The sequence below is a fragment of the Isoptericola sp. NPDC055881 genome (genome assembly GCF_053615895.1).
On record NZ_JBSHCR010000011.1, the window covers coordinates 25,301 to 46,755 of the forward strand.

Below are 21,455 nucleotides of genomic sequence, written 5' to 3' on the forward strand. Positions count from 1 at the left end.
TCAGCCCTCCAGGGGGAAGTTGAGGCGAGCGAACTCGCCGTGGAGTTCGAGCGCGGCGACGTCGTAGGCACGCGCCGCCTCCTCGCGGGTGGCGTAGGCACCGAGGTAGCGCTGCCGCCCGTGAAGCTTGATGTTCGCGACCCACGCGCCCTTGGCCTTGCGCCAGCTGACGCCCTTGAATCCGCTGGTGTTGTGCCGCGGGCGGCGGTAGTTGTGCATGTTGTCGGCGTGGGTCGCCGGACGGAGGTTCGCGCGTCGGTTGTCGAGGCCGTTCCCGTTGATGTGGTCCACGTAGGGCCAGCCGGTGATGAGCGTGTGCATGAGGATCGATCGGCGCCTCTGACCGCCCCGGATGGACTCCTGGTGCACGGCATAGGCGTGACCCTTCGAGACGCTGGCGGCCCACGGTGTGGACGCCGTCACGCGGTCGTAGTCCTCCGCGTCGACGAGGGCGACGAGGCCCTGGCTCAAGGGGATCTCCACGGTCGACATCAGGCTCAGCCCCGCTTCACGAGAGCGGCGATGGTTTTGGTGCCGATGTCGCCGTCGTCGTCGACGCCGAGCCAGCGCTGGATCGCCTTCCAGCGCGAGATGAACCGGGAGCCGGGGCGCCCGGTGACCTGCAGGCCGGTGAGCCCGGCGACGCGCTGGGCGATCTTGTTGCGGTACTTCCCGGCACCCTTCCCGGCGCCGCGGCACAGGGAGAACCAGGTGTCGGGGCCGGCGACGCCGTCCTTGTCGATGCCCGCGTCCTCCTGGAACTCGCGCACGCCGCTGGCGGTCATGGGGCCGAAGGACGAGTCCGCCTTGCCGATCTTGTAGCCGCGCTCGAGGAGCGCGTTCTGCAGGAGCCGGACCTGCCAGCGCCGGGAGCCGAGGCGCAACGTGGGCAGGCGGTGAGGCTTGCGCTTCGCGCCGACGACCGGCGCGCGGTCCTCGCCGCGCGAGGCCCCGTCACCGCCGCGCGCCGCGACGATCTCCTTCGCGCGCTCGAGGATCCCCGGGATCTGCGGGATCCGGTTGTCGCCCGGGCACGCCTTGCCACGGGCGCCGGACCACTTCACGCCGCCGCGCTGCAGCCGGCCACCGAGCTGGCCCGAGGGGAAGTTCCCGTCGACGCCGAGCCGGTGCCAGCCGATGCCGCCCTTCGGGTCGTCGGAGCGCTCCATGAGCCGCAGCGGGATGCCGTCGACCATGTGCGCCTCTGCGGCGATGACCGCCAAGGACTCGCACTGCGCGGCAGTCCATCGGCCGCCTGCGTCCGCGCCCTGGGTCTCGACGCTGATCGTGTTCTTCGCGCCGTACTCGGCGGCGGAGCGTGCGCCGGTGCCGGCGTACTGCTCACGGGCGCCGTCGCGCGCCACGTGGAAGTGCGACCCGGCGTGCCTGATGCCGGAGAAGTAGCCGAACAGCGACGGCTGCTCGCCGGCGGACAGGTGGAAGACGAGGACGTTCGGCTTCACGCCCCCGCGGGACAGGTTGTTCAACCAGTTGATCTGCCGCTTGCGTGCGCACGCGTACCAGCTCATCGGTGCCTCCGGACATGACGAAGGCCCGCACGGTGGCGGGCCTCAGGTGGGGTTTTGTCTGCGTGGAGTTGGGGGCGTCAGCGGTTCTCTCGCCGTGCCGCGACTTGCCGGGCGATCAGTTGCCAGAGTCGCTGCAGGCCCAGCACGCCGAGGACGGTGAACATCACTGGGACGAACCACTCGCGGATCGAGTACTGCGGCCAGAGGTACGCCGCTGCCACGATCCCGAAGGCGATCCACAGGGCGAGGGAGACGGACCAGACGTTCCGCCCCTCCGGGTAGCGCCACCACTTCGTCAGCACGGTGTACGTCACCCAGAACGCGAACCACACCGTGAAGGCGAACAGAGCCGCGGCCGTGCGCTCGTCGATCATGGCTGCCTCCCGCTGTACACGTGCGCGATGCTCGGGCCCAGGTGGTTCTCCTGCTGGATCTTGCGCAGGCGAGCCCCGATCCGGCGCGCTTCCTTGCCCTGCTCGACGACCTCCTGCAGGTGGTCGACGGACGCCTTGAGCGCCCTCTCCGCCTCCATCTGCTTGGCCCGGTGCTGCTTGTGTCGGTTCCAGATCATGACGTCGCCTCCCCGCGGGGCGGCTCTTCCCGGACCACGGACAGGCGCTGAATCTGCTCGCTGCGCGCCGCCTGCAGTACCTCGAGCACGCGCACCGTGGTGCGTGAGTTCTCGATGAGCTCGGCGTCGTGCTCCGTGCTCTCCTTGAGGGCTGTGAGCGCGGTCTCCAGCGCAACCCGGTACGTCTCGGCGCGCTTCTCCGCGGCGTCGACCTCGCGGCGCGACGCGAGTCCCTTCCCGGTGATGAGCATGAGGACCACGACACCGAGGAGGGTCCCCGGGGTCAGGTCCGTGAGCCACTGAGGCAAGAACTCCATGCGCTCAGTCCGCCCAGTACCCGCCGGAGATGCGCGTGAACGCGGCGGTCCCGGTGACGGTGTAGATCTTCACGGCCTTGGCGACGTCGATGTAGCCTTGCCGGCCGCCGCCCGTCGACCCGGTGGAGGTCGAGACCGGCTCCTCGCGCACGGGCGGGGCGATTCCGGCCGGGAGGGTGAACGCCGTCACGTACCCGTCGCCCGCCCCCACCGACGTGTTCTGGATGGTCCCGGAGAAGCGGACCACGTTGCCGATCTGGCGGGCCTTCACGGTGACCGGGGCCGTCCACCCGGTACCCAGCGACGTGACGGTGAGCCAGTCGGTGTCGGGGATCTCGACGTCGTCGCGCTCGTCCCTGATGCGGATGAACTCCTCACCCACGCGCACGAACAGGGCGCCCGGGTCCGCGACCCACCAGGCGAGGCCGTCGGTGGCGATCCCCTCGCCGGCCAGGTCGGCGACGGCCGCCTCCGCGGTCGCGAGGTCCGGCACCCGCATCACGTCGTTGATCGAGGCGGAGAAGTCGCGGAAGGCAGGCAGGAACGCCGACGGCCCCCCACCGCCCGGGACCTCGTGACCGCGTGCATCGGTGACCATGTCAGGGCTCCTCGGTGTCGGCCGGCGCGGGCTCGGCGGTGATGGGGTGCGACGCCGCGGTGTGCAGCTCCAGGTCGACGACGACGGCGTAGCAGATGCCGCACGCGCTCCACGGGGCGCGCGGGTTGGGCTTCGGCGCGGCGACCGGTTCCGGGTCGCCGCTGGGCTCGACGGCCGGATCGGTCACACTCGCCTCCGGTAGGTGACTCGCAGGGTCATGCCGGCCGTGCCCTTGCCGCGCAGGCCGCGGTACGCGCTGCCGTTGACGACCAGGCCGCGGGAAAGGCCGGTGCGCCAGTTGTCGAGCGAGCCCGGCCCGAGGTCGAGGCGGAGCCACTTCGAGTCGCCCTTGCCGAGCGAGGTCGTCGTGACCGTGGCGCCTGTGGTCGGGGCCCCGTTCGGTCGTGAGCCGTTCTCGGCGACGACGATGCGGATCGGCTGGCCGAGGGTGCGCTCGCCGAGGCGGGCGTCGACGAGCCGGACCTCGATCTTGAGGATCTCCACGGCGCGCAGGTCCTTCACGCGGGTGCCGTAGGTGGCGAGCCCGGACAGGTCACCCGAGCCGTACCTGGAGCCCTGGTACAGGGTGTAGGGGTAGCCGTAGCGGCCCCGGTTCCAGTCGTCCCAGCGGTGCACGGCGTGCCGGTATGTGCCGGTCGAGGTGGGGGAGATCGTCTTGGTGACGGTCTCGTACTTCGCTGCACCGCCAGACCCGCCACCGCCGGACCCGGACGGTCGCGACGGCGGCGGCGCGGGCGCCGGGCCGGCGATCGTCGCGGTGTCCGACCAGCTCGACGTGCCGCCCGCGTTCGACTGCGCGATCTGGACCTGTCGCGTGCGGCCCTCGGCGACGGAGATCGTCGTCGAGCCGCCGGTGAGCCCGGTCCGCACCGACCATGCGCCGCTGCCGTAGCGCCAGCGCACGCGGGTCGAGTCGACGTCGCTGGGTCGCGGCCAGGAGACGGTGACGGTCGTCCCGGAGCGCGACAGGCTCGGCTCCCCGGGAGTCGAGGGCTTCGCCGGCGTCCAGCCGACCTCGCACACGGCGATCGCTTCCGACCCGTCGGACGCCCAGTTGAGGACGACGACGTCGCCCACCGCGGGGTCTACGTAGGACGTCCCGGTCGCGGCAGTCACGATCGCGCCTGCGGCGTTGACCTTCACGCGGCCGGCGCCGGGGATGGCGGTCACCGTGCCGCGCGCGGGAAGGAGGTCCGGCTCCACGGGCGGCTCGGCGAACTGCCCCTTCGGTCCGAGGATGCACGCGCCGCGGCCCGTCCACTCGTTGCGCAGGACGATGACGTCCGTGTCGACGACGTCGGGCCAGTACGTGTCCGCCGCGGCGAGGAGCCACGTCGGGTCGCCGCCGTCCAGCGACACGAGTCCACGGTTCGACTCTCCGTCCCATTCCAGCAGCGGCGTCACGACCACGCGGCGCAGGTCCGTGCCCGCTCGCACGCCCTGGTCGAGCGCCTGCACCAGCGGGGCGAGGAGGTCTTCGTCGGTCATGGCCCCCGCCCCGTCAGTACCCGACCTGCACGGGCGTGAGCAGGTCGTAGGAGACGTCGCGCCACAGCGCGTTCGTGCCGTTGCACGTCAGGTGCAGGCCGAGGTTCGTGCGGTAGGTGCCGTCCGTGACGTTCACCGACCCGCCGGTGTCCAGGCGCCGCACCCGGATGCCGGTGCCGTTGAGGATGATCTCGACCTCGACGAAGTCCACGCGGTCGGCGTTCGACAGAGCCGGCGTCAGAGCGGCTGTGCCGATGTTCACCGCGGCGACGCCCGGGTCGACGCGGTAGACGTCCAGGGTGCCGCTGCGGCGGAACAGGAAGTGGTAGCCCGACTGCCCGGCCGCGGCCGCGTCCTGGTACGCCACCCCGTCAGCGGTGGCGCCCAGGAACACGCCCGCCCAGCGCGCGGTCGTGCCGGTGTTCGGGCCGCCGCCCGAGTCGAACCCGAGCCGTGCACGGAACCGCAGCACGCTCGTGCCCGCCACGGGGCTGAGGGCCGGCGCCCACGACTGCCGCATCGACTTGCTGCCGGCCGACGACATGCCGTTCATCCACAGCGCGCCCTGGCTCGTCTGGTAGTTGATGGCGGGCGTCGTGTCGCCGGCGCTGCTCCAGTAGTCCCAGCCGTACCAGGGCGCGGCGCTCGAGTACGGGTCCCGCGGGCAGCGAGGGAAGTACCCGGTCGCGCCCCACGGGTCGTCGAAGAACGCGCCGTCGACCGACTTCGCCTGCAGCGCCGTCCAGTCCGCGGGCGTGCCCACCGTGTACGGCACGACCTTGATCCCAGCCGCGCGGAACGCCGCGATGTCGGGCGCGCTCATCGACTGCCCCGGCCCGAGGAACTCGATGCCCGAGTTGACGAGCTCGGTCGGCGTCGTGGTCGTCGTCGTGCTCGTCAGGAGCATCGACGCGATGCCGGCCGCCGCGGTCTGCTGGACGACGTCGAGGGTGAACGACTGCACGATGACCTGCCGGTGCAGGCCGCGCGCCACGATCGAGTCGATGACGTCCTGCGTGGCCGCGGCGTCCTTGATCTCCGCGACGATGACGACCTGCCCGCCGAACTCCGCGAGGACGTCCTCCCACATGGCCGGCGACGCCGCCTTGCCGCCGGGCCACGGCGAGTTCACCTGCCGGGACTTCCACTGCGCGAGCGTCATCGCCGACACGGTCGCGGTGGCGCCTGACATCGTGCGCGTCGTCGTGGCGTCGTGGATGCACACGAGCTCACCGGTCGCGAGCTTGCGCACGTCCGTCTCCGGCAGGAACCCCGAGCGGAAGCAGTCGCGGTAGCCCTCCAGCGTGTGCTCGGGGTGGATCCGCGCGCCGCCCCGGTGCCCGACGATGATCGGCGCGGTCGACGCCTTCAGCCGGTCCACGAGGTCGGGCGCCGGCGTGACCCCCAGGATGGCGAGCTGGTTGGTCACCTCGGCGCCGACCGTGTCGGGCAGGTCGTCCACGGCCGCCGCGAACTCGTCGATGGCGCCGGCGAGGGCGAGGAAGTTCGCGTTCATCGCCTGGCCCCAGCGTCCACGGCGGGTGCCGGGCACCGGCAGGTCGAGCTCGACCATGTGTTCCCCCTCAGAATCCGTAGGCGTCGTCACCGAACGCGCCGGTTCCGTACGCGTACTCGCTGTTCAGGTCCGGCCGCACCGCACGCTCGGAGGCGATCGACAGCGTGATGGACATGGCCGTCTTGCCGAGCAGGTCGAGCGACACGGCCAGCACGTATCCGATGCGCTCGACGCCGTCTCGCAGCGCCGTCAGCGCGTCGTCGGGCTCGACACGCGGGTCGGGCGCGACCTGCATCTGCACCGTGCGCGCGGGCCGCAGCCCGGCCGCCAGCCGCTCCCTGCCGGCGGCGAGCGCCTGCTCCGCAGACTCGATCTGCTCCGACGTCCACGACTCGGTGACACGGCCGTAGGTGGCGACCGCGAACGGGCCCGTCGTCTGCTCGACCATGACCGACGCCGCGGCGCCGCCGTCCTGCGAATGCTGCGACAGGACGGTGACCGAGTTGACGATGCCGTCGCGGGTGTCCGACCGGGGTGCAGAGATCAGCGTCGGCATGCCCGCCTGGCCGCGCGGCTCCCCGTCGCGGTAGACCCCCTCGGGCTCCGGAGCATCGGGCAGCGTGGGCAGCAGCTGCACGTCACCGTCAGCATCCATCCGCAGGCGGGCCGGGATGGCGTCCGCGATGTCGTACAGGGCGTCGAGCTTCGACCCGGCCCACTGCGTGCCGGGCAGGGCCGCGCGGTCCACGACGGCGTCGTCCACGGTCACCGACAGGGTGTCGGGGAGCAGGCGTGCGAACTCGGACACCAGGGTCGCTTCCTCGTCCGGCGACTGCGGCACCTGCAGCACGTCGTCGACCGCGGCCTGCAGACGGCCGACGCACGTCACCTGCACCGTGCCTTCCTCGTCCTCCTCCCACGCCTGGACGCGGACCCGAGCGAGCGGCGTCACCCACTCCTCGCCGGTGACCGTCGACGTGATGACGACCGCGATCGTGAGCGTCTGCCCGAACGTCGCCAGGGGGTGCGCGACGTCGGCGCCAGGCATCCAGTCGAAGCGGCGGCCGCCGACCGCCGTGTAGCGCGGGACCGTGATCGACACCTGCTCGTGCACGGCACGGGCCGCGACGTCCCACGAGATCGAACCATCGATGATCGGCACGTCGTCCGAGAGCAGGTCCCCCATCGGCGACCAGGACTGGATGACCGTGCGCCACCGGTAGACCGACGCCATGACTTCGTCGGGTGCACCGTCCCTCATGGCGCGAGACCGCCCCAGTCGAAGGCGTCCACACCATCCCAGGTGAGCCCGTCGATCTGCGCGTCGAAGTCGTCGAACGTGTAGCCGAGGGTCGTCATGAGGGCGTCGAGGTCGTCCCACGAGTAGATCGTCGGGACCACGGACGGCTCGGGGTCGTCCACCCAGGTGAGCGTCAGGTCCCACACGCGCGACGTGGACACGCCGCTGTCGCCGCCCCACAGCACCGACGACGCCGCGGTGATGACCGCGAGGTCCGACGCCGGCAGGTCGCGTGCGTCACCGTTCGTCCGGAGCACCACCGCGCCGCCAAGCGCGAGCACCTCGCGCAGGGCAGCCGACGCCTCGCGCGACAGGCGGAGCGACGCCTGCATCGTCCCAACACCGCCAGCCGCCAGGACCATGACCGGACGTGAGCGCCCGTGGATCTCGAACGTCGACGAGTGCAGCGACGGCGACGACGGCAGCCCGTTGTCCACCCACGCTTCGATCGGCACCACGATCGACGAGTCCATCGACTGCAGCAGGTAGCGGTCCTCCGCGCCCGCCGGCGCCCACGGCACCGTCACGAGGCTCGACGTGAAGTCCTCACCGGTCGACAGCGTGATCCGGTACTGCACGCCGACGTTCACCGGCGTGCGCGTGTCGATGAGCCGGATCTGCGCGCCGTCGGAGATCGCCGCGCCACCCTGGACCAGCACCTCCTCACCGGCCCCCACCCGGTGCACCTCGTACTCGATCCCCGCTTCCAGGTCCGAGACGAGGATCTGCACCGGGCGGGGGTCCGCCGACGTCAGCAGCGCCGCCGTGATCGTGGTCATCGCTTCCCCCCTCGGGCCAGCGCGGCCGAGCCGGTCACGGCGGACTTGATCGTCGAGCGCACGATCCCCGAGATCGGCTTCCCCTCGACGTCGAGCGTGAGGGTGACGCCGTTGAGCGCCGACGCCAGGGCCGCCGCGTCCGTCGTGACCGTGATGTGCTGCTGCATGCCGCCGGTCGATGTCGACGCCAGGCGTCGCGTCTGCTCGGCCGTCAGCGCGTACGAGTTCGTCACCGGCACGATCAGCTCGGGCCCGAGTTCGCCTGTCAGGTACGGCTCACCGGCCGACATCGGGCCGCCCATAGCTCGCTTCTTCAGCCCCGACTTCTTCCCGGTGAGCGCCAGTGCCAGACCGTCAGCCATGTAGACGCCCCAGTTACGGATCGCCTTCTCGACCTTCGCGTCCTGCTTCCCCAAGCTCTTCACGAGCGACTGCGCCGCCGACAAGCCGAACGCCTCCGCAACCTGCGTTCCAGCAGCGGTCGAGTACGTGGCGATGCTCTTGTACGCCGTGTTCAGCGACTTCGAATCCGCCTGGCCCAGCCCGAGGAGCGCATCCGCAGCCGGAATGCCGACCTCCACGCCCATCCCTGCGACCTCCTCGAGGATGACGCCCGCGAACCCCTTCTTTCGCAGCGCTCCCAGCTTCGAGGCGAAGGCCTTCACCTTGCCGGCGTACCCTCTCGCGGCGGCCAGGTACTGCTTCCCCGTCACAGCCTCGGCCTTGCCAGTCCACGGGTTCACCGTGCCCTCGACACCGCCGAGCGTGAACCCACCAGCCAGCGCGGACCCGACCGACGCCTTGATCGACGCGATGTCCTCGAGCCGGCCCTTCGCCGACTCGAGCCGCTTGTCCAGCGACTCCGCCTGCCGGTACAGGCCACGCATGGCCCACTCCGCCTTGCCCGCCCGTGCGGCGAGAGTGCGCGACTGGCTCTTCGTCAGATCGCCCGAGCGTGCAAGCCCGAGCATCTGGTCGACCACGCTGTATGCGCCGGCGGCTCCAGAGGTCGCCTGCGCCAGAATGTCGCTGCGTCGGAGGTCGGTGCCGAACTGCGTGCGCTCGTCACGGAGGTTCGACAGCCGGTCCGACTGCCTCGACACCTCGTCCTTGCGCTTGTCGTACTCCCGCTCGAGCCGGTCTGCCTTCCGCTCCGCCTCGCTGAGCTTCCGCGCTGCCGCCTTGTCGTCGGACGCCATCTTGGACTTCTGCGCGGTACGCTCCGCCCGCTCGGCGTCCTTCACCGCAGCGCGCGCGTCCCTCAGCGTCGCGGCCGTCCGGTCGCGCCGCAGCTTCGCCGCCGCGAGGGCGCGCTCTGCCGCCCCGACGCCGCCCCCGCCGAGACGACCACCTCCCGCGAGCCCCTGCAGGGCCGCCAAGGAGTCGCGCGGGATCCGCCGCCCGTTGATCGCCGACATGATGTCGTCGCCGTAGTAGTCCGACGCCGGTTCGTTCACGAGCCACTCACGCGAGCGCACCCGTGCCAAGGGCATCCCGTGCTCGTCCACGCCGAGGAGGTTGTCCTCGCGCGGGTCCACGGGCGGCATGCCCGGCAGGCGGCCGCCACCGTTCAGCGCCAGGTGCACGTGCGAGCGGTGCGTGCGGCGCGTGACGGCGGCGACGTCGTTCGTGTAGTGCCCGTTTCGGATGAACCCGCGCGGTGTGTAGTACAGCTCCTTCGCCTTCGAGCCGAACGCGCGCGCCAGCAGGTCGAACGTGCGGCCCATGTTCGGCGACACGATGTCGATCGCGCGGCCCATGCCGTGGTACGAGGGGTAGCCGGTCGCCGTCACCGCGCCCGGCCGGTAGCCCGAGGTGATGCGCGCGCCCCCGTCGATCGCATGGACCGCCTTCGTCATCGCCGCGACGCCGCGCGGTGTGCCGCCGGTCCAGCCCGCGCCCTCGCCGTCACCCATCTGCGAGATGACACGGGCGCCGACCTTGATCGTCATGCCGCCGTTCTGCACGACGAACTTGCTGACCGCCCTCTGCGCCTCGCTCGTGTCGGCGCCGACGTCGATCTTCGGCTCCATGCGGTCGAAGTAGTCCTGGGTGCTCTCGCCCTTCCTGCGGGCAGAGCTCGTGTCCGCGCCGACCTTGATGTCCGGCTTCTGGTCGCCCACCCAGGACGTCAGCTTGAGCACGGTCTCACGCCCCTGCTTGTCCTTTCCCTTGATCGTGACCGTGCCGTCCGAGTCGTCGACCTTCGCGGTGTAGTCGGACAGGGTGGCGATCGCAGAGCCGTCCTTCGCGCGGATGGTGACGCTGCCGTCGGCCTCGTTCACCTGGGTGGTGACCTCGTCCAGCGTCTTCGCCGCGGGCGCGCCGTCGCCCTTGATCTTGAGGGTGCCGTCGGCGCGTTCGATCGAGACCAGGAAGTCGCGCAGAGCGGTCGACGCGGCCGCCGTGTTGACCTCGACGTCCGCCACGTAGTTCCCCGCGACGAGGCCGAGGGTGTCCGCGAGGGCTCGCGCCTTGGCGAGCGGCATGCCCATGCCGGTCGCCATGTCGACGTAGTCCTTGCGTGCGCGCTTGATGACCTCCTGGACCTTCGCCTGCGACCTGCCGTTCTGCTCCATCGACGCTGCGACGGCGAGTGCCTTGTCCGAGATGCCGTCGAGCACCTCCTGGTTCGCGCGGCCCTTCTCGGTCGTGATGTCGAGGGTCTCGCCGTTCTCCTTCAGCGCCTTCTTCGCCGAGTCGAGCTGCTCCTGGTACTGACGGCGGGCATCGCGCTCTTCGAGCACCACGCCCGCGGCCTTCTGCTGCGCCTCGATCAGCTCGGCCAGCGACGCGACCTGCTCATCGATCGCGCCCGTCGTCGTCTGGTAGTTCGCGTTGAGCTCGTCCTGCGCGAGACCGGCAGCCTTGTCGGCCTCCGTCTTCTGCGCCTGCTCCTTCTGCGCGTCTGAGAGCCGGCCCGACTGGTCGTCGATCGCCATCGTGAACCGCTCCGCGTACTGGGACGCGTTGAGCATGGTCCCGTTGACGCGCGCGCCGCCCTCTTCTGCGTATCGCCGGGCCGCGGCCGTCACCTTGTCGTAGGCGGCCGAGTTCCCGAGGATTGCTGCCTGGACGTCCTCGGTGGCGACACCGATCTCCTTCGCCTGGTCGAGGATCGTGCCGGGGTTCTTCCCGAAGATGTTCTCGACCCAGTTACCCTGGTCCTCCGAGATGCGCGTCGACAGGGTGCGCATCGTCGCGTCGGTGATCTGGCCGAGGCTGTCGAGCGTCGCGATGTACTCGTCGGTCTGGGACCGCGCCGTCGCAGCCTCCTGCGCCCACACCTGCAGCCCGACGGCCGCGAGCCCGACAAGGCCGCCGGCGACGGTCGCCGTCTTGCCTACGGTCTTCCAGGACACGCCGAAGTCCTTGAGTGCCGCGTTCGCGTTGTTCAGCCCGATCACGAGCTTGCCCGCGCCCGCCGCGCCGAGCGCGAGCACGCCCCCGGCGCCGAGCGCCAGCGTGATCCCCGACAGCACGCTGCCGTCGATACGGCCCAGCGCGTTCACGAGGTCCGTGGCCCCCTGCACCATGCCACGGAGCACGTCGTTGCCGCCGGAGCCAGCGCGGATGAACGCGGTCTCCACAGAGCCACCGAACGCCTCGATGTCGCCCGAGAGGTTGTCGAGCCGGGCCGCGGCCGTCTTCGCTGCGTAGCCCTGGTCGTCGACGTCCTTGGTCCACTTTCGGACCTTCTCGGCACCGGCGTCGTACAGCACGTTGGCGGCCTGCAGCGACTCGTTCCCGAAGATCCGGCCGAGGGAGTTCGCGCGCTCCTCATCGGTCAGCCGAGACATCCTCGTCTTCAGCTGCTCGGCCGTGCCCGCGAGGCCGACGAACTTCCCCTGGCTGTCGAAGACGTTGATGCCGAGGCTCTCCATCTCCTTCGCCGCGACCTTCGACGGCGACGTGAGAGACGAAACCATCGACCGCAGCGACGTGCCCGCCTGCTCGCCGACGATCGCGTTCGACGCGAACAGCGCGAGGGTGCCCGTCGTCTCCTCGAGCGTGACGCCGAGCTGCGCCACGGGAACACCGGCGTACTTCAGGGCGCCCGCGAGATCGGAGACGTCGCCCTGCGCCTTGCCGGCGCCCGCGGAGAGCACGTCAGCGATGTGCGTGACATCCTCGCCGCCGAGCTTGAATTGCGTCATCGCGCCAGCTGCGATCTCCGCCGCGTCAGCCACCGACAGTGCGCCCGACGCGGCCAGGTCGAGCGTGCCGTTCAGGCCGCCACCGAGCACGTCCTGCGCCGTCACGCCGGCCTTGAGGAGGTTCTCGATGCCCGCCGCGGCCTCGGTCGCCGAGAACGCCGTCTTCGCGCCGGCGCCGATCGCAGCCTCGCGGAGCTTGTTCAGTTCGACCGTCGTCGCGCCGCCCGTCGCCTTCACGGCAGACATCTGGCGGTCGAACGTGGCGTACGTCTTGATCGCGAGCCCTGCGCCGGCGACCGCCGCAGCCCCCACCAGGCCGAGACCAGTGGTGACGCCCCGCGCCGACTGCTCGTACTTCGCCAGGTACTGCTCGGCCGACTGGCCGTTCTTCGCCAGGTCCGCGTTGACGTCCTTGACCGCCATGCGCGCGGTCTTCATGGCGCTGGTGAACCCTGATGCATTCGCGGTGAGGACGTACTTCACGGTGCGATCGGCCACGAGTTCACCCCCCGATCTGCGCGGAAATGAGAGAGGATGGACGGATGACACAGGCACCGGAGCGGGAGGCGACCTCGACGCGGCGCGCCGCGCGACGGCGGCTGCCCTGGAACCAGATCGCGGCCACGATCGTCGGCGTGGTGATCCTGATCGCTGCGGCGATCGGGTGGTCCGTCACGGGCTGAGTAGCGCCGCCACCGCCGGGCTCTTCGCCTGCGCGGACCAGATCAGCGCGTCCTCGTGCGGTGCGGCGTTGCCCTCTGCTCGGGCCTTCTGCGCGATGCGGATCGCCGTTGTCACGTGGCACCGGACGGGCGGCGGAACGTCGATGCCGAACTCCGCCTCGCGCGCCTGGCAGACGTCCTTGGGCCACCCGCACAGGGGGCAAACCTCGGACGCCTCCCACTCCGCGAGGGCGAGCATCCACTCCCGCTCGGTGTCGTCCCACTCGACCTCAGGCCAGGACGTGACCATCCGGCCGGCGTCGTCGTACTCGTAGACCGTCGTTGGCTCCCAGCCGAGGAACCGCTTGTACGAGACGCCCAGGGTGCGCGCTGCCGTGACCTCCGCCCGCACCCTGGGATCGCGGAGGCGCGAGATCAGAAAGGGCGGGTGCGGTCCCGGTTCAGCGCGAGCACGGCGACACCGAGGTTGGTGTACTGGCCGTCGGACATCTCGTCGAGAGCCTCGGCCCACTCGTCCTCGGTGACCTCCTCGACGTCGCCGGAGTCGTGGTGCTTGACCGACCGGACCGACTCAGGCAGCACCTCGGCCAGGAACGACGACCAGTTCAGGTTGAACTGCTCGTCGTTCGCGTTGCCCTCGCGCGGCGGGTGCGACTCCTCGATCTCGGCCCACCGCTTGCGCGACACGGCCTCGAGCTCGACGTCGAGCACGGTCGCGTCGCCGCGGGCCTTCGCGTCCTCGAACGCCTTCTCCGCTTCACGGACCGCGGCCCGTGACTTCGACGCGAGCCGAGCGTCACCGTCGTTGGCCGCGGCGTTCTTCGCCGCGACGACGGCGTCCGACGCGGCCTCGATCTCCGCGGCGACGGCGGCGTCCGGGTAGAACGGCACCGTGCGGCGGGCGCGCTTGATGTTCAGGGGCATGGCTTCTCCTCAGGGGTGACAGGGGTTCAGGGGTGGAGCCCGGCGGCCGCGGACCCCTGTAGCCGCGGCCGCCGGGGGACTGGGTCAGGCGCCGGCGACGACCTCGACGTCGTCGTGGCCCTGGCCGGTGACGAACGTCGGCCAGGTCGACCGGGTGACCGAGTTGGCCTCGGGCGCGACGTCCTGCTTCATGCCCGGCTTGATCGGCAGCACCGACACCTTCTGCGAGGCCGCGATCGCCGTCTCGTAGGGCAGGCCGCGACGGCGCACGACGTACATCTCGGTGCCCTCGACGAGCGTGTCGACGAGCTCGTTGAACTCGGTCTCGTGGACGGAGTTCGTGTTGTCGATGCCCGTGAGGGTCAGGCCGCGGGTCTTGCGACCCGGCTGCCCGTACGTCTCACGCGAGCACAGGCGGTCGTCGGTGATCGTGGCCTGGTCCGCGGTCGGCGCGTAGCCGTCCGGGGTCAGGTAGCACGAGATGTCCACGCCGGCCGTGATCTCCGCGACCGTCGGGGCCGCGGGGTTCGCGATCGCGGGCACGAGCCAGACGGCCATGTTGCCGTCGAACGGAGTGCTGGGGATGTCGACCATGGGGATCAGTTCTCCTTCTCGGGGGCCTCCGCGGCCGAGGTGTTCGGCCGCGTCTCACGCGAGGCCGTCCGGCCCGCGAGCTTGGTGTGGTGCTTCGCCGGCCGCGCGAGGGGCGACGGGGGGTAGAGCTTCGGCTTGACCTGCTCGAAGCGGCCCGAGAGCACCGCGGGGTCGTTCTCCTGCCGGTCGAACTCGTGGCCGGTCTGGTGGTCCTTGACGCGGATGAACACAGCGCACCTCCGGGCATGCCGACGAGCCCCGCACCGGTCGGTGGGGGCTCGTAGGGGTAGGGGTCAGGCCGTCCGGGAGACGGTCAGGTCGAACTCGAGGATCACGACCTGGTAGCGCAGGTCGGTGTCCGTGGCGGTCAGGCCGGCCGCGTAGGGCCCGGCGATGCGCGGGGGCCGCAACTTGCCGCAGGACCAGCCAGCGACGTCAATCCGCTTTCCGGACCACGCCTGCTCTGCCTCGCCCGCCAGGACGAGCGCCTGCAGCCCCGTCGCCGCGGCCACGGTGACGCGCCAGGTGCCCGTCGCGCCGTGCGTGTTCGCGACCATGCCCGGCTTCGGCTCCGGCACCTGCAGGTTGCCGACGAGCCAGGGGGGAGTCGCGGTGCTCGGGGCCTGGAAGTCGTGGAACGTGCGACCCGCGGGTGCGAGCGCCTTGAGCGCGTTGAACAGGTACGCCGGCGTCGTCACAGCAGGCCATCCAGGATCTCGCCGAGGTACTTCTCGACCGCCTGCGCCTCAGCCTTCCCCGGCTTGTCGATGTCGACCCTGCCGCCACCGCCGTTCGCGCCACCGTCGACAGCGACGCCGGCCAGAGAGCCGATACCACCGACCTCGGGGCCCACCTCGTAGCCGAACGACCCGCCGCCGAAGAACTTCCGTTCGTACGAGATGCGGGGAGGCTCACCCGACGTCGTGGTGAAGTAGGCGGACCCCTTGAACGCCTCCTGCATCCCTTCCTTGAGCTGCTGGGCGCCCTTCTTCAGCACCTTGTCGACCTCGGGCAGGACGCGGACGGCCGCCTTCGTCAGGTCGGCCTCGATGCGCCGCAGGTCACCAGAGCCATCCATCAGGGGCCCTCCTCGACAGCGAGTCGGTACGCAGTCGCCCGGCTCTTGTTCAGCAGCGCCTTCACCTGGAACTCGCGCCCGACGAGGTGCGGGTCGTTCTCCGCCGTGACGATCGTGATGTCGTCGCCCAACGTGGGCTCGTAGTCGTCGGCCGTCTGCGCGACGGGCACGCTCACCGTGTACCGCTGCACCGTGAAGACCCCGGTCGCGGCTTCAGGCGTCCCCTCCTGCGCGGCCCACGACTGCACCCGGCAGCGGCCCTCGTAGACCACGTTCGGTGTCGTCGTGACCGCTCCGGTGTCCGGGTCGGTGCCCACCACGCCGGTGCCGCGCGTGATGCGGCAGCGGTCCGGCATGAGCTCCTCGGCCGTCTCCCGGCCGAGCGCGAGCGCGTACGCCGCCAGGTCAGCAACCACCGGGAAGCCTCCACGCCGGGACGCCGAGCCGGATGCTCCCGACGCTCGACGGCGACTTCGGCGCGAGGAGCGACTCCTCCTCGCCGCTGACGTACAGCAGCCCCGTCGACGTCGAGTTGTCGATCGTGGCCTGGAAGTCGTCGAGGCCCAGCGATCGCAGGGCCTTCGGGTTCCGCACGACGCGGAGCACCATGTCCTCGACGACGCCCCGCACGAGCTCGACCGCGAGCGTGCCCGCCTCGATGCGGGCGGGCACGCTCGGCACGATGGACACGAGCCGCAGCTCGGCCTTCGCGATGAGCTTCGCGAGCTGGGCGTCGACCGTCTCGCCGTCGGGGATCGTGATGCCGAACGCGGCGTCGCGGATGTCGCCGGGAACCACCTCGAACATCACGCCTCCCCAGGGTCAGGACTCGTCGGAGCCGTCGCCGCCGGCGTCCTGGGCCGCCGTGATCGCGGCGACGATGTCGGCCTTCTTGGTGGCGTCGCCGAGGTCGACACCGGCCTCGGCGGCGTGCGCCCTGAGCTCGTCGACGGTCATCTTGTCGATCGGCTTCGGCTCGTCGCTGTCGTCGGTGGCGGGCCCGTCGGTCAGGTGGTCGCCCACCGTGACGCCGGTCGGGACCTCGTCGCCGGCGGCCAGACGCACGGTGGCGCCGCCTTCGTCGTACGCGTACACGACCCCGTCGAGGTCGTCGCGGATCTTGCGCGCCATGGCGGCGCTCCTTCCGGTAAGTCAGATCAGGGGGTGGTGCGGTGCGGGCCGCGCCAGAGACACGGCCCGCACCGTGACAGGTCAGAGGACCTTGGCCTTGAGCGAGAGGTTCGCGTTCGCGAGGACCGGCATGCCGATCGCGTCCGACACGACCTCCGCGATCATCGGCGGCTTCTCGTTCCGGTAGACGCCGACCACGACGCCCGGCTGCTCCACCTCCGCGATGCCCCAGCCCTCCTCCTGCGAGGACAGCGTCTGCCCCCAGAAGGTGGACCCGAGCTGCGTCTCCTCCCACGCGTCCGGCTCGACCGGCTCGGGCAGCATGAGCAGTTCGTCGTCGGGCAGCACGAGGCCGCTCGACGTGCGGCGCGTGTAGACCTCGACCGGGGGCAGGCCCGCGCCCTCGATGGTCGCGTTGACGTCCGCGACCGTCGCCGGCCGGGACCCGCCACCCACGAGGGAGGTCTTGAACTCGTCGCCCTGCGCGAGGGCACGGGCGACGCGGCGCGAGACGAGGATGGCGCCCGGCGCGACGCCGTTCGTCGTCTCGTACACGTCCGACCACGTCTGCAGGTCGGTGAGGCGGGACACGCTCGACGTGGTCCACACCGCCGAGGCGGTGACCGTGTGCGACGCGTCGCGGCCGAACGAGTCGGCCGCCCCGAGCTCGGGGATGGTCGCGACGCCCGTGCGGAGCACGATGCCGCGGAGCCGCTCCATGCGGTCGGAGATCGCGAGCGCGACCTGCCGGGCCACGTTGAGGATCTCCCCGAGGATCGTGTCGTCCGACGCGCCGCGCGAGCGCAGCTGCTCGTACTCCGAGACCGGGATGTTCTTCCCGATCGCGGGGAGCTCGAGCGTGACCCGCTTGCGCGACGGCTTCCCGCCGACCGTGGGCTCGGCGTCGTAGGCGCGGAACTCCGCCTCGGCCACCAGCCCCGCGGACCCGGGCACGAAGCGGACGTTGATGTCCGAGACCTCGCGGTTCGGCAGGAAGCGCGACAGGTTGCCCTTGCGCGCCTCGATGTCGTTGAGCGCCTCCCGGACGTACCCCGTGAGGGTCGCCGGGTCGATGATGTCAGTCCAGAGAGCCATGATCCGACTCCTCCTCTCAGACGAAGACGAACGTCGTCGCGGCGCGCTTGGCGGCGGCCGCGGGGGCGGTGAACGTGCCGGGGACCTTCGAGGTCCGGACGCGTCCGTGGTCGAGGACCGGGACCGCGAAGTCGGCGGTGCCTACGACGGGCTGGTCCGTCAGGACGAAGCCGGCGAGGATGCCGGCGCCGGTCGTGGTGCCCTCGGTCGCGTCGTAGGGCACGAGCACGCCCGAGACCTTCGCGACGGGGGTGCCCGACGGGATGTACCCGTTCGGGTAGTGCGTGCCGGCGGTGAACGTGGAGATGTCGAGGACCTCGGTGCGCGCGTTGGCGATGCCGTGCGTGGACCCGAGCCAGGACTGGTCGCCACCGCCGAACGTCTCGTTCTTGAGACGGGGCATGGTCGTTCCTTCCCGTGGTGGGGGTGGGTGAGGGACCTACTGCTTCTTCTGGCGGCGGTCGTTGAACAGGTCACGGCCCGCGCCCACGCCCGAGGTCTTCCCGGTCGTGTGGTGTCCCTGGCCCATGTCGGGCCACTTGCCGCCGGCGGGCGCGAGCCCGTCGACGTACTGCTGCACCTTGTCGGTGTCGACCTCTCCGCCGTCGGCGGTGAGGAACTTGGTGAGGTCGAGCGGCGCGAGGATCGTCGCGAGCTTGTCGCTCGGGATCCGGCCCGCAGCCGCGACCTTGAACTCGGCGGTGACCAGACGGGGGAGCACCTCGGCGTGCGCGGCGGTCTTCGCCGCGGCGGCCGCCTCGGTCTTGGCGTCCTCGATCGCCTTCTCCTCGGCGGTCAGCGTCTTCGCCTTGAGGTCGTCGCGCTCCTTCTTGATGGCGTCGTAGTCGGCGTACTTCCCGGCGCGGCCCTCGTGCTTGCGAGCCTTGTGGCGCCAGTACTCCGCCTGCTGCTCCGCCGTCATGTCCTTGACCGGCGTCTTCTCGGGGAACGCGTACGTCTCGCCCGTGTCCGGGTCCTTGAACGTCCCGTCCGCCCCCTGGTCGCCGGCCTCGCCCTGGCCGGCGTCGCCCTGGCCGGCGTCGCCGCCGCCGTCACCGTCCCCGGCGCCGGCGTTCATCTGGGCGTCGCCGAACGTGCGGCGGTGGAACGCCAGCAGGCGGTCGATCCCACCCGGCGCCGCGATGTCGATCTGGTCCGTGCCGGGCTGGTACAGGCGTGCTGCGCGCATGACGATGCTCCCCATGTCGGGTGGTGGTGGTTCGCCCCCGTAGGGGGCGGACGCGTCAGGCCCTGACGGCCTGGCGCGCGGTCTGGTTGCGGAGCCGGCGTGCCGCCGCGAGCTCCTCCTGCGACGCCGCGCGGGTGTCGGGGCGCCGCACCGGCGGCAGCCCGCGCTCCTCGCGCGCGGCACGGTTCCGGCCCGGGGCCGCCGACCGCTGGCGAGCGACCAGCACCGGCCCGAGCTCGCCGTGCTCATCGACCTCGTACGCGACGCGCGTCTCCTTCAGATCACGCGCGCTGGTCGACGCCGAGAGCCCGTACGTCTCACGGAACGCGTCGTCCATGTCCCAAGGGCTGCCCGGGTCGCTCGCGCGCGTCACCGGCAGCGTCGTGCACTTGCACCGGTGGTGGATCGGCAGCAGGTTCTCCCGGCTGTACACCCGGTCCGCCGCGGCGACGCACAGCCCGCACGAGCCAGAGCGTGACAGCTCGGGGTGCACGACCCGCCGGTACCCGACCACGGCCGTCGAGCCCATGTACGACGCGCGGGACTGCGCACGGCGAGCCAGACCGATGTCGATCCGCGTCGTCGCCTCCGCGCGCTGCAGGCCGAGCTCGACGGCGTCGACCAGCGCCTTCCCCTTCGACACCTCGAAGCGCACCGTGTCGGCTGGCCGCCCATACGCGGTCGCCCACGACGCGACCTCCATGCGCAGGGGGTCAACGATCGACAGCGTGCGGCCTCGCGGCGCCGAGCCGGCCATCTCGCCGATGGCGCGCGTCAGGTACGCCGACGTGAGCGCCGCCGCGGTGCGCGACGCCGAGCGCACCGCCGCCCCCGCAGCGGCGGCCGCCGCCGTGATCGCCGCGTGGTCGTACCAGTCGAGGTCCGCGTACGCCGCCTGCACCTGCGCGACGGTGGAGTCCTCGAGCGCGGCCTGGTTGTCGGCGTCCGCCTTCGACAGCGCGGCCACCGTCTCCCAGTCCATCAGGCCTCCGCCGGCGCCTCAGCGGCCAGCGCCTGATCCTGCAGCTCGTCCGGCGTCGGCGAAGGGTTGCGCGCGGCGGCCGCGGCCGCCGTCTGCGCGGCCAGGGTCGCGGCGAGCACCATGTCGTCGGCGCGCTCCGTCTTCATGAGCTCGATCTGCGCGGGGGAGTACTGGTAGATGTCCCGCATCCGGGTCTCCCACGGCACGTCGGCCGCCTTCGCCTTCACCGCGGCGTCCGACTTCTCCGTGAGCCCGTATCGCTCGGCGGGCCGCCAGACGATGTCGATGCTCTCCGGCCGCGCCCGCTCCGCGTCCCCAGACATCAGGAACAGGGCCGCGAGCGCCGCGGCGTGCACGGCCCCGAACCGGTCCTGCCGGTCCTCGATCTTGAACGTGCGGCCCTCGCGCGCGAACGCCGCGCCGGCCGCCGACTGGTTCTGACCCTCAGGGGAGAACATCGCCAGCGGCGTGAACGTCACCGCGGACAGCTGCTGGATCGCCTTCTCCACGCCGGTCCAGATCGGGGTCAGGTCGACGGCGCCCGACTCCCACATCTCCGCCGACGCGGGCAGGAGCCACAGGGCCCCCGGGTCCGCCGAGAAGACGTCGTTGTAGTCGATCCGCTCGCCGGTCTCCTCGTCCTTCTCAGGGAGATCCTTCTTGTCGGCGACCTTGATGCCACGCTGACGGAACGCCTGCAGCGTCGCGACCACCATGCCCTGCAGCACCATGTGGTCGAGCCGGTCGAGCAGGTCACGGTGGCGCTGGAACTCGCCGATGCCCTCCTCGTTCCGGTACCGGAACACGGGCATGAGCGTCTCGCAGCCCGGGGGGAGGGCCAGCCCCTCCTCGCCGCCAGCGGCCGCGTCCCACTCCCACGAGCTCGAGAACCGGGCACCGCCCTTCGACGCGGTCCTACGGTCCCGGTACGCGCGCCAGACCCTGCCCGGCCGGTACAGGTACGCGTAGTCGCGCTCGTCCCCGTTATGGTGGAAGAACTTCCCCGCCGCGACGGTCTTCGCCTGCACGACAGGGTCGTGGATCGTGACGACCTGGCGAGGATCCTCCGACGTGTACCGCGGCTCGCCGTCGTACATCGCGACGATCGCGTACCCGTTGCCGGCCGCGAGCGACAGCCGGTGCACGTCATCCGACTCGTCCTTCATCCCGGACGCCCGGACCATGCGCCACGCCTCGGGGTCGCCCGTCGCCGCATTGTTGACCGACGTCATCACGGACTGCACCCTCAGGGGGTACTTCACCGCCTTGACGACCATCTCCGCGAACGCCGTCCGCGACGCCTTGAAGAACCGCTGTGCCGACTCGGGCGCGTTCTTCAGCGACGACGGTACCGGGGCGTTCCCCTCGTACCGGGCGAACAGTTCGTCCACACCGCCGCCGCCAGCGGACTCCGGCTTCCGGCGCTTCTCGAGCTTGTCCGACAGCCGCTTCAGGTACCAGCCGGGGGAGTCCTTCGTCTTGACGTCGATCGTCACGGGCCCT

27 protein-coding genes are annotated in these 21,455 nt (G+C 71.2%); 1 reads left to right on the top strand and 26 read right to left on the bottom strand.

From position 1 onward, the window contains the following. The 12 genes from ACWGKI_RS05510 to ACWGKI_RS05565 all read right to left on the bottom strand — a co-directional run bounded on the left by ACWGKI_RS05510 (position 1) and on the right by ACWGKI_RS05565 (position 12,774). The gene (locus tag ACWGKI_RS05510; protein WP_452185305.1) at positions 1-492 is read right to left on the bottom strand and encodes an AP2 domain-containing protein; all 492 of its coding nucleotides are present in this window, start codon (positions 490-492) and stop codon (positions 1-3) included. Between the two features lie 5 nt (positions 493-497). Beyond that, entirely contained in the window at positions 498-1,529 is a 1,032-nt protein-coding gene (locus ACWGKI_RS05515) for a peptidoglycan recognition protein family protein (protein ID WP_452185307.1), read from the bottom strand. Positions 1,530-1,606: 77 nt separating this feature from the next. Beyond that, positions 1,607-1,903 carry a putative phage holin gene (locus tag ACWGKI_RS05520; RefSeq protein WP_452185309.1) on the bottom strand — a complete coding sequence of 99 codons (297 nt, stop codon included), beginning with the start codon at positions 1,901-1,903 and terminating at the stop codon, positions 1,607-1,609. Further along, complete coding sequence (locus ACWGKI_RS05525) at positions 1,900-2,100, bottom strand: DUF7620 family protein (protein ID WP_452185311.1); 201 nt, start codon at positions 2,098-2,100, stop codon at positions 1,900-1,902. The genes ACWGKI_RS05520 and ACWGKI_RS05525 overlap by 4 nt, the downstream gene beginning before the upstream one ends. Beyond that, positions 2,097-2,417, bottom strand: coding sequence for a hypothetical protein (locus ACWGKI_RS05530; RefSeq protein WP_452185313.1), 321 nt, complete (start codon positions 2,415-2,417; stop codon positions 2,097-2,099). Before ACWGKI_RS05530 ends, ACWGKI_RS05525 begins: the two co-directional genes overlap by 4 nt. A gap of 4 nt (positions 2,418-2,421) precedes the next feature. Next, positions 2,422-3,015, bottom strand: a complete 594-nt coding sequence (locus ACWGKI_RS05535) for a hypothetical protein (protein WP_452185315.1) — start codon at positions 3,013-3,015, stop codon at positions 2,422-2,424. A gap of 1 nt (position 3,016) precedes the next feature. Then, the gene (locus tag ACWGKI_RS05540) at positions 3,017-3,202 is read right to left on the bottom strand and encodes a hypothetical protein (protein WP_452185317.1); all 186 of its coding nucleotides are present in this window, start codon (positions 3,200-3,202) and stop codon (positions 3,017-3,019) included. Further along, a complete protein-coding gene (locus tag ACWGKI_RS05545; protein WP_452185319.1) occupies positions 3,199-4,524 on the bottom strand; it encodes a hypothetical protein in 1,326 nt (441 codons plus the stop codon). Before ACWGKI_RS05545 ends, ACWGKI_RS05540 begins: the two co-directional genes overlap by 4 nt. Before the next feature lie 13 nt (positions 4,525-4,537). Next, positions 4,538-6,097: a glycerophosphodiester phosphodiesterase gene (locus ACWGKI_RS05550; protein ID WP_452185321.1), complete on the bottom strand. Its 1,560-nt coding sequence runs from the start codon at positions 6,095-6,097 to the stop codon at positions 4,538-4,540. 10 nt (positions 6,098-6,107) lie between these two features. Further along, positions 6,108-7,301 carry a hypothetical protein gene (locus tag ACWGKI_RS05555; RefSeq protein ID WP_452185323.1) on the bottom strand — a complete coding sequence of 398 codons (1,194 nt, stop codon included), beginning with the start codon at positions 7,299-7,301 and terminating at the stop codon, positions 6,108-6,110. After that, the gene (locus ACWGKI_RS05560) at positions 7,298-8,119 is read right to left on the bottom strand and encodes a hypothetical protein (RefSeq protein ID WP_452185325.1); all 822 of its coding nucleotides are present in this window, start codon (positions 8,117-8,119) and stop codon (positions 7,298-7,300) included. The genes ACWGKI_RS05555 and ACWGKI_RS05560 overlap by 4 nt, the downstream gene beginning before the upstream one ends. Further along, positions 8,116-12,774, bottom strand: a complete 4,659-nt coding sequence (locus tag ACWGKI_RS05565; protein ID WP_452185327.1) for a phage tail tape measure protein — start codon at positions 12,772-12,774, stop codon at positions 8,116-8,118. The genes ACWGKI_RS05560 and ACWGKI_RS05565 overlap by 4 nt, the downstream gene beginning before the upstream one ends. 44 nt (positions 12,775-12,818) lie before the next feature. Between ACWGKI_RS05565 and ACWGKI_RS05570 the strand changes: the two genes are divergently transcribed. Next, a complete protein-coding gene (locus tag ACWGKI_RS05570; RefSeq protein ID WP_452185328.1) occupies positions 12,819-12,959 on the top strand; it encodes a hypothetical protein in 141 nt (46 codons plus the stop codon). Here ACWGKI_RS05570 and ACWGKI_RS05575 read toward each other — a convergent pair. The 14 genes from ACWGKI_RS05575 to ACWGKI_RS05640 form a co-directional block, all read right to left on the bottom strand. Then, positions 12,949-13,350: a hypothetical protein gene (locus ACWGKI_RS05575; RefSeq protein WP_452185330.1), complete on the bottom strand. Its 402-nt coding sequence runs from the start codon at positions 13,348-13,350 to the stop codon at positions 12,949-12,951. The two genes, ACWGKI_RS05570 and ACWGKI_RS05575, sit on opposite strands and share 11 nt — an antisense overlap. Before the next feature lie 23 nt (positions 13,351-13,373). Continuing rightward, positions 13,374-13,883: a hypothetical protein gene (locus tag ACWGKI_RS05580; RefSeq protein ID WP_452185331.1), complete on the bottom strand. Its 510-nt coding sequence runs from the start codon at positions 13,881-13,883 to the stop codon at positions 13,374-13,376. Positions 13,884-13,967: 84 nt separating this feature from the next. After that, entirely contained in the window at positions 13,968-14,477 is a 510-nt protein-coding gene (locus ACWGKI_RS05585) for a phage tail tube protein (RefSeq protein ID WP_452185333.1), read from the bottom strand. 5 nt (positions 14,478-14,482) lie between these two features. Next, the gene (locus tag ACWGKI_RS05590; RefSeq protein ID WP_452185335.1) at positions 14,483-14,707 is read right to left on the bottom strand and encodes a hypothetical protein; all 225 of its coding nucleotides are present in this window, start codon (positions 14,705-14,707) and stop codon (positions 14,483-14,485) included. Positions 14,708-14,770: 63 nt separating this feature from the next. Beyond that, positions 14,771-15,175: a hypothetical protein gene (locus ACWGKI_RS05595; protein ID WP_452185337.1), complete on the bottom strand. Its 405-nt coding sequence runs from the start codon at positions 15,173-15,175 to the stop codon at positions 14,771-14,773. Then, the gene (locus ACWGKI_RS05600; RefSeq protein ID WP_452185339.1) at positions 15,172-15,555 is read right to left on the bottom strand and encodes a hypothetical protein; all 384 of its coding nucleotides are present in this window, start codon (positions 15,553-15,555) and stop codon (positions 15,172-15,174) included. The genes ACWGKI_RS05595 and ACWGKI_RS05600 overlap by 4 nt, the downstream gene beginning before the upstream one ends. Continuing rightward, positions 15,555-15,971: a DUF6093 family protein gene (locus ACWGKI_RS05605; protein WP_452185341.1), complete on the bottom strand. Its 417-nt coding sequence runs from the start codon at positions 15,969-15,971 to the stop codon at positions 15,555-15,557. The genes ACWGKI_RS05600 and ACWGKI_RS05605 overlap by 1 nt, the downstream gene beginning before the upstream one ends. Beyond that, a complete protein-coding gene (locus tag ACWGKI_RS05610; RefSeq protein ID WP_452185343.1) occupies positions 15,961-16,362 on the bottom strand; it encodes a hypothetical protein in 402 nt (133 codons plus the stop codon). Before ACWGKI_RS05610 ends, ACWGKI_RS05605 begins: the two co-directional genes overlap by 11 nt. Positions 16,363-16,377: 15 nt before the next feature. After that, complete coding sequence (locus ACWGKI_RS05615) at positions 16,378-16,686, bottom strand: Rho termination factor N-terminal domain-containing protein (protein WP_452185345.1); 309 nt, start codon at positions 16,684-16,686, stop codon at positions 16,378-16,380. An 81-nt stretch (positions 16,687-16,767) separates the two neighbouring features. After that, a complete protein-coding gene (locus ACWGKI_RS05620; RefSeq protein ID WP_452185347.1) occupies positions 16,768-17,781 on the bottom strand; it encodes a major capsid protein in 1,014 nt (337 codons plus the stop codon). A gap of 16 nt (positions 17,782-17,797) precedes the next feature. Continuing rightward, the gene (locus ACWGKI_RS05625) at positions 17,798-18,184 is read right to left on the bottom strand and encodes a head decoration protein (RefSeq protein WP_452185349.1); all 387 of its coding nucleotides are present in this window, start codon (positions 18,182-18,184) and stop codon (positions 17,798-17,800) included. A 36-nt stretch (positions 18,185-18,220) separates the two neighbouring features. Then, complete coding sequence (locus ACWGKI_RS05630) at positions 18,221-18,970, bottom strand: hypothetical protein (protein ID WP_452185351.1); 750 nt, start codon at positions 18,968-18,970, stop codon at positions 18,221-18,223. A gap of 55 nt (positions 18,971-19,025) precedes the next feature. Next, positions 19,026-19,952: a hypothetical protein gene (locus ACWGKI_RS05635; protein ID WP_452185353.1), complete on the bottom strand. Its 927-nt coding sequence runs from the start codon at positions 19,950-19,952 to the stop codon at positions 19,026-19,028. Continuing rightward, the gene (locus ACWGKI_RS05640; protein ID WP_452185355.1) at positions 19,952-21,448 is read right to left on the bottom strand and encodes a phage portal protein; all 1,497 of its coding nucleotides are present in this window, start codon (positions 21,446-21,448) and stop codon (positions 19,952-19,954) included. The genes ACWGKI_RS05635 and ACWGKI_RS05640 overlap by 1 nt, the downstream gene beginning before the upstream one ends. Positions 21,449-21,455 lie beyond the last annotated feature (7 nt).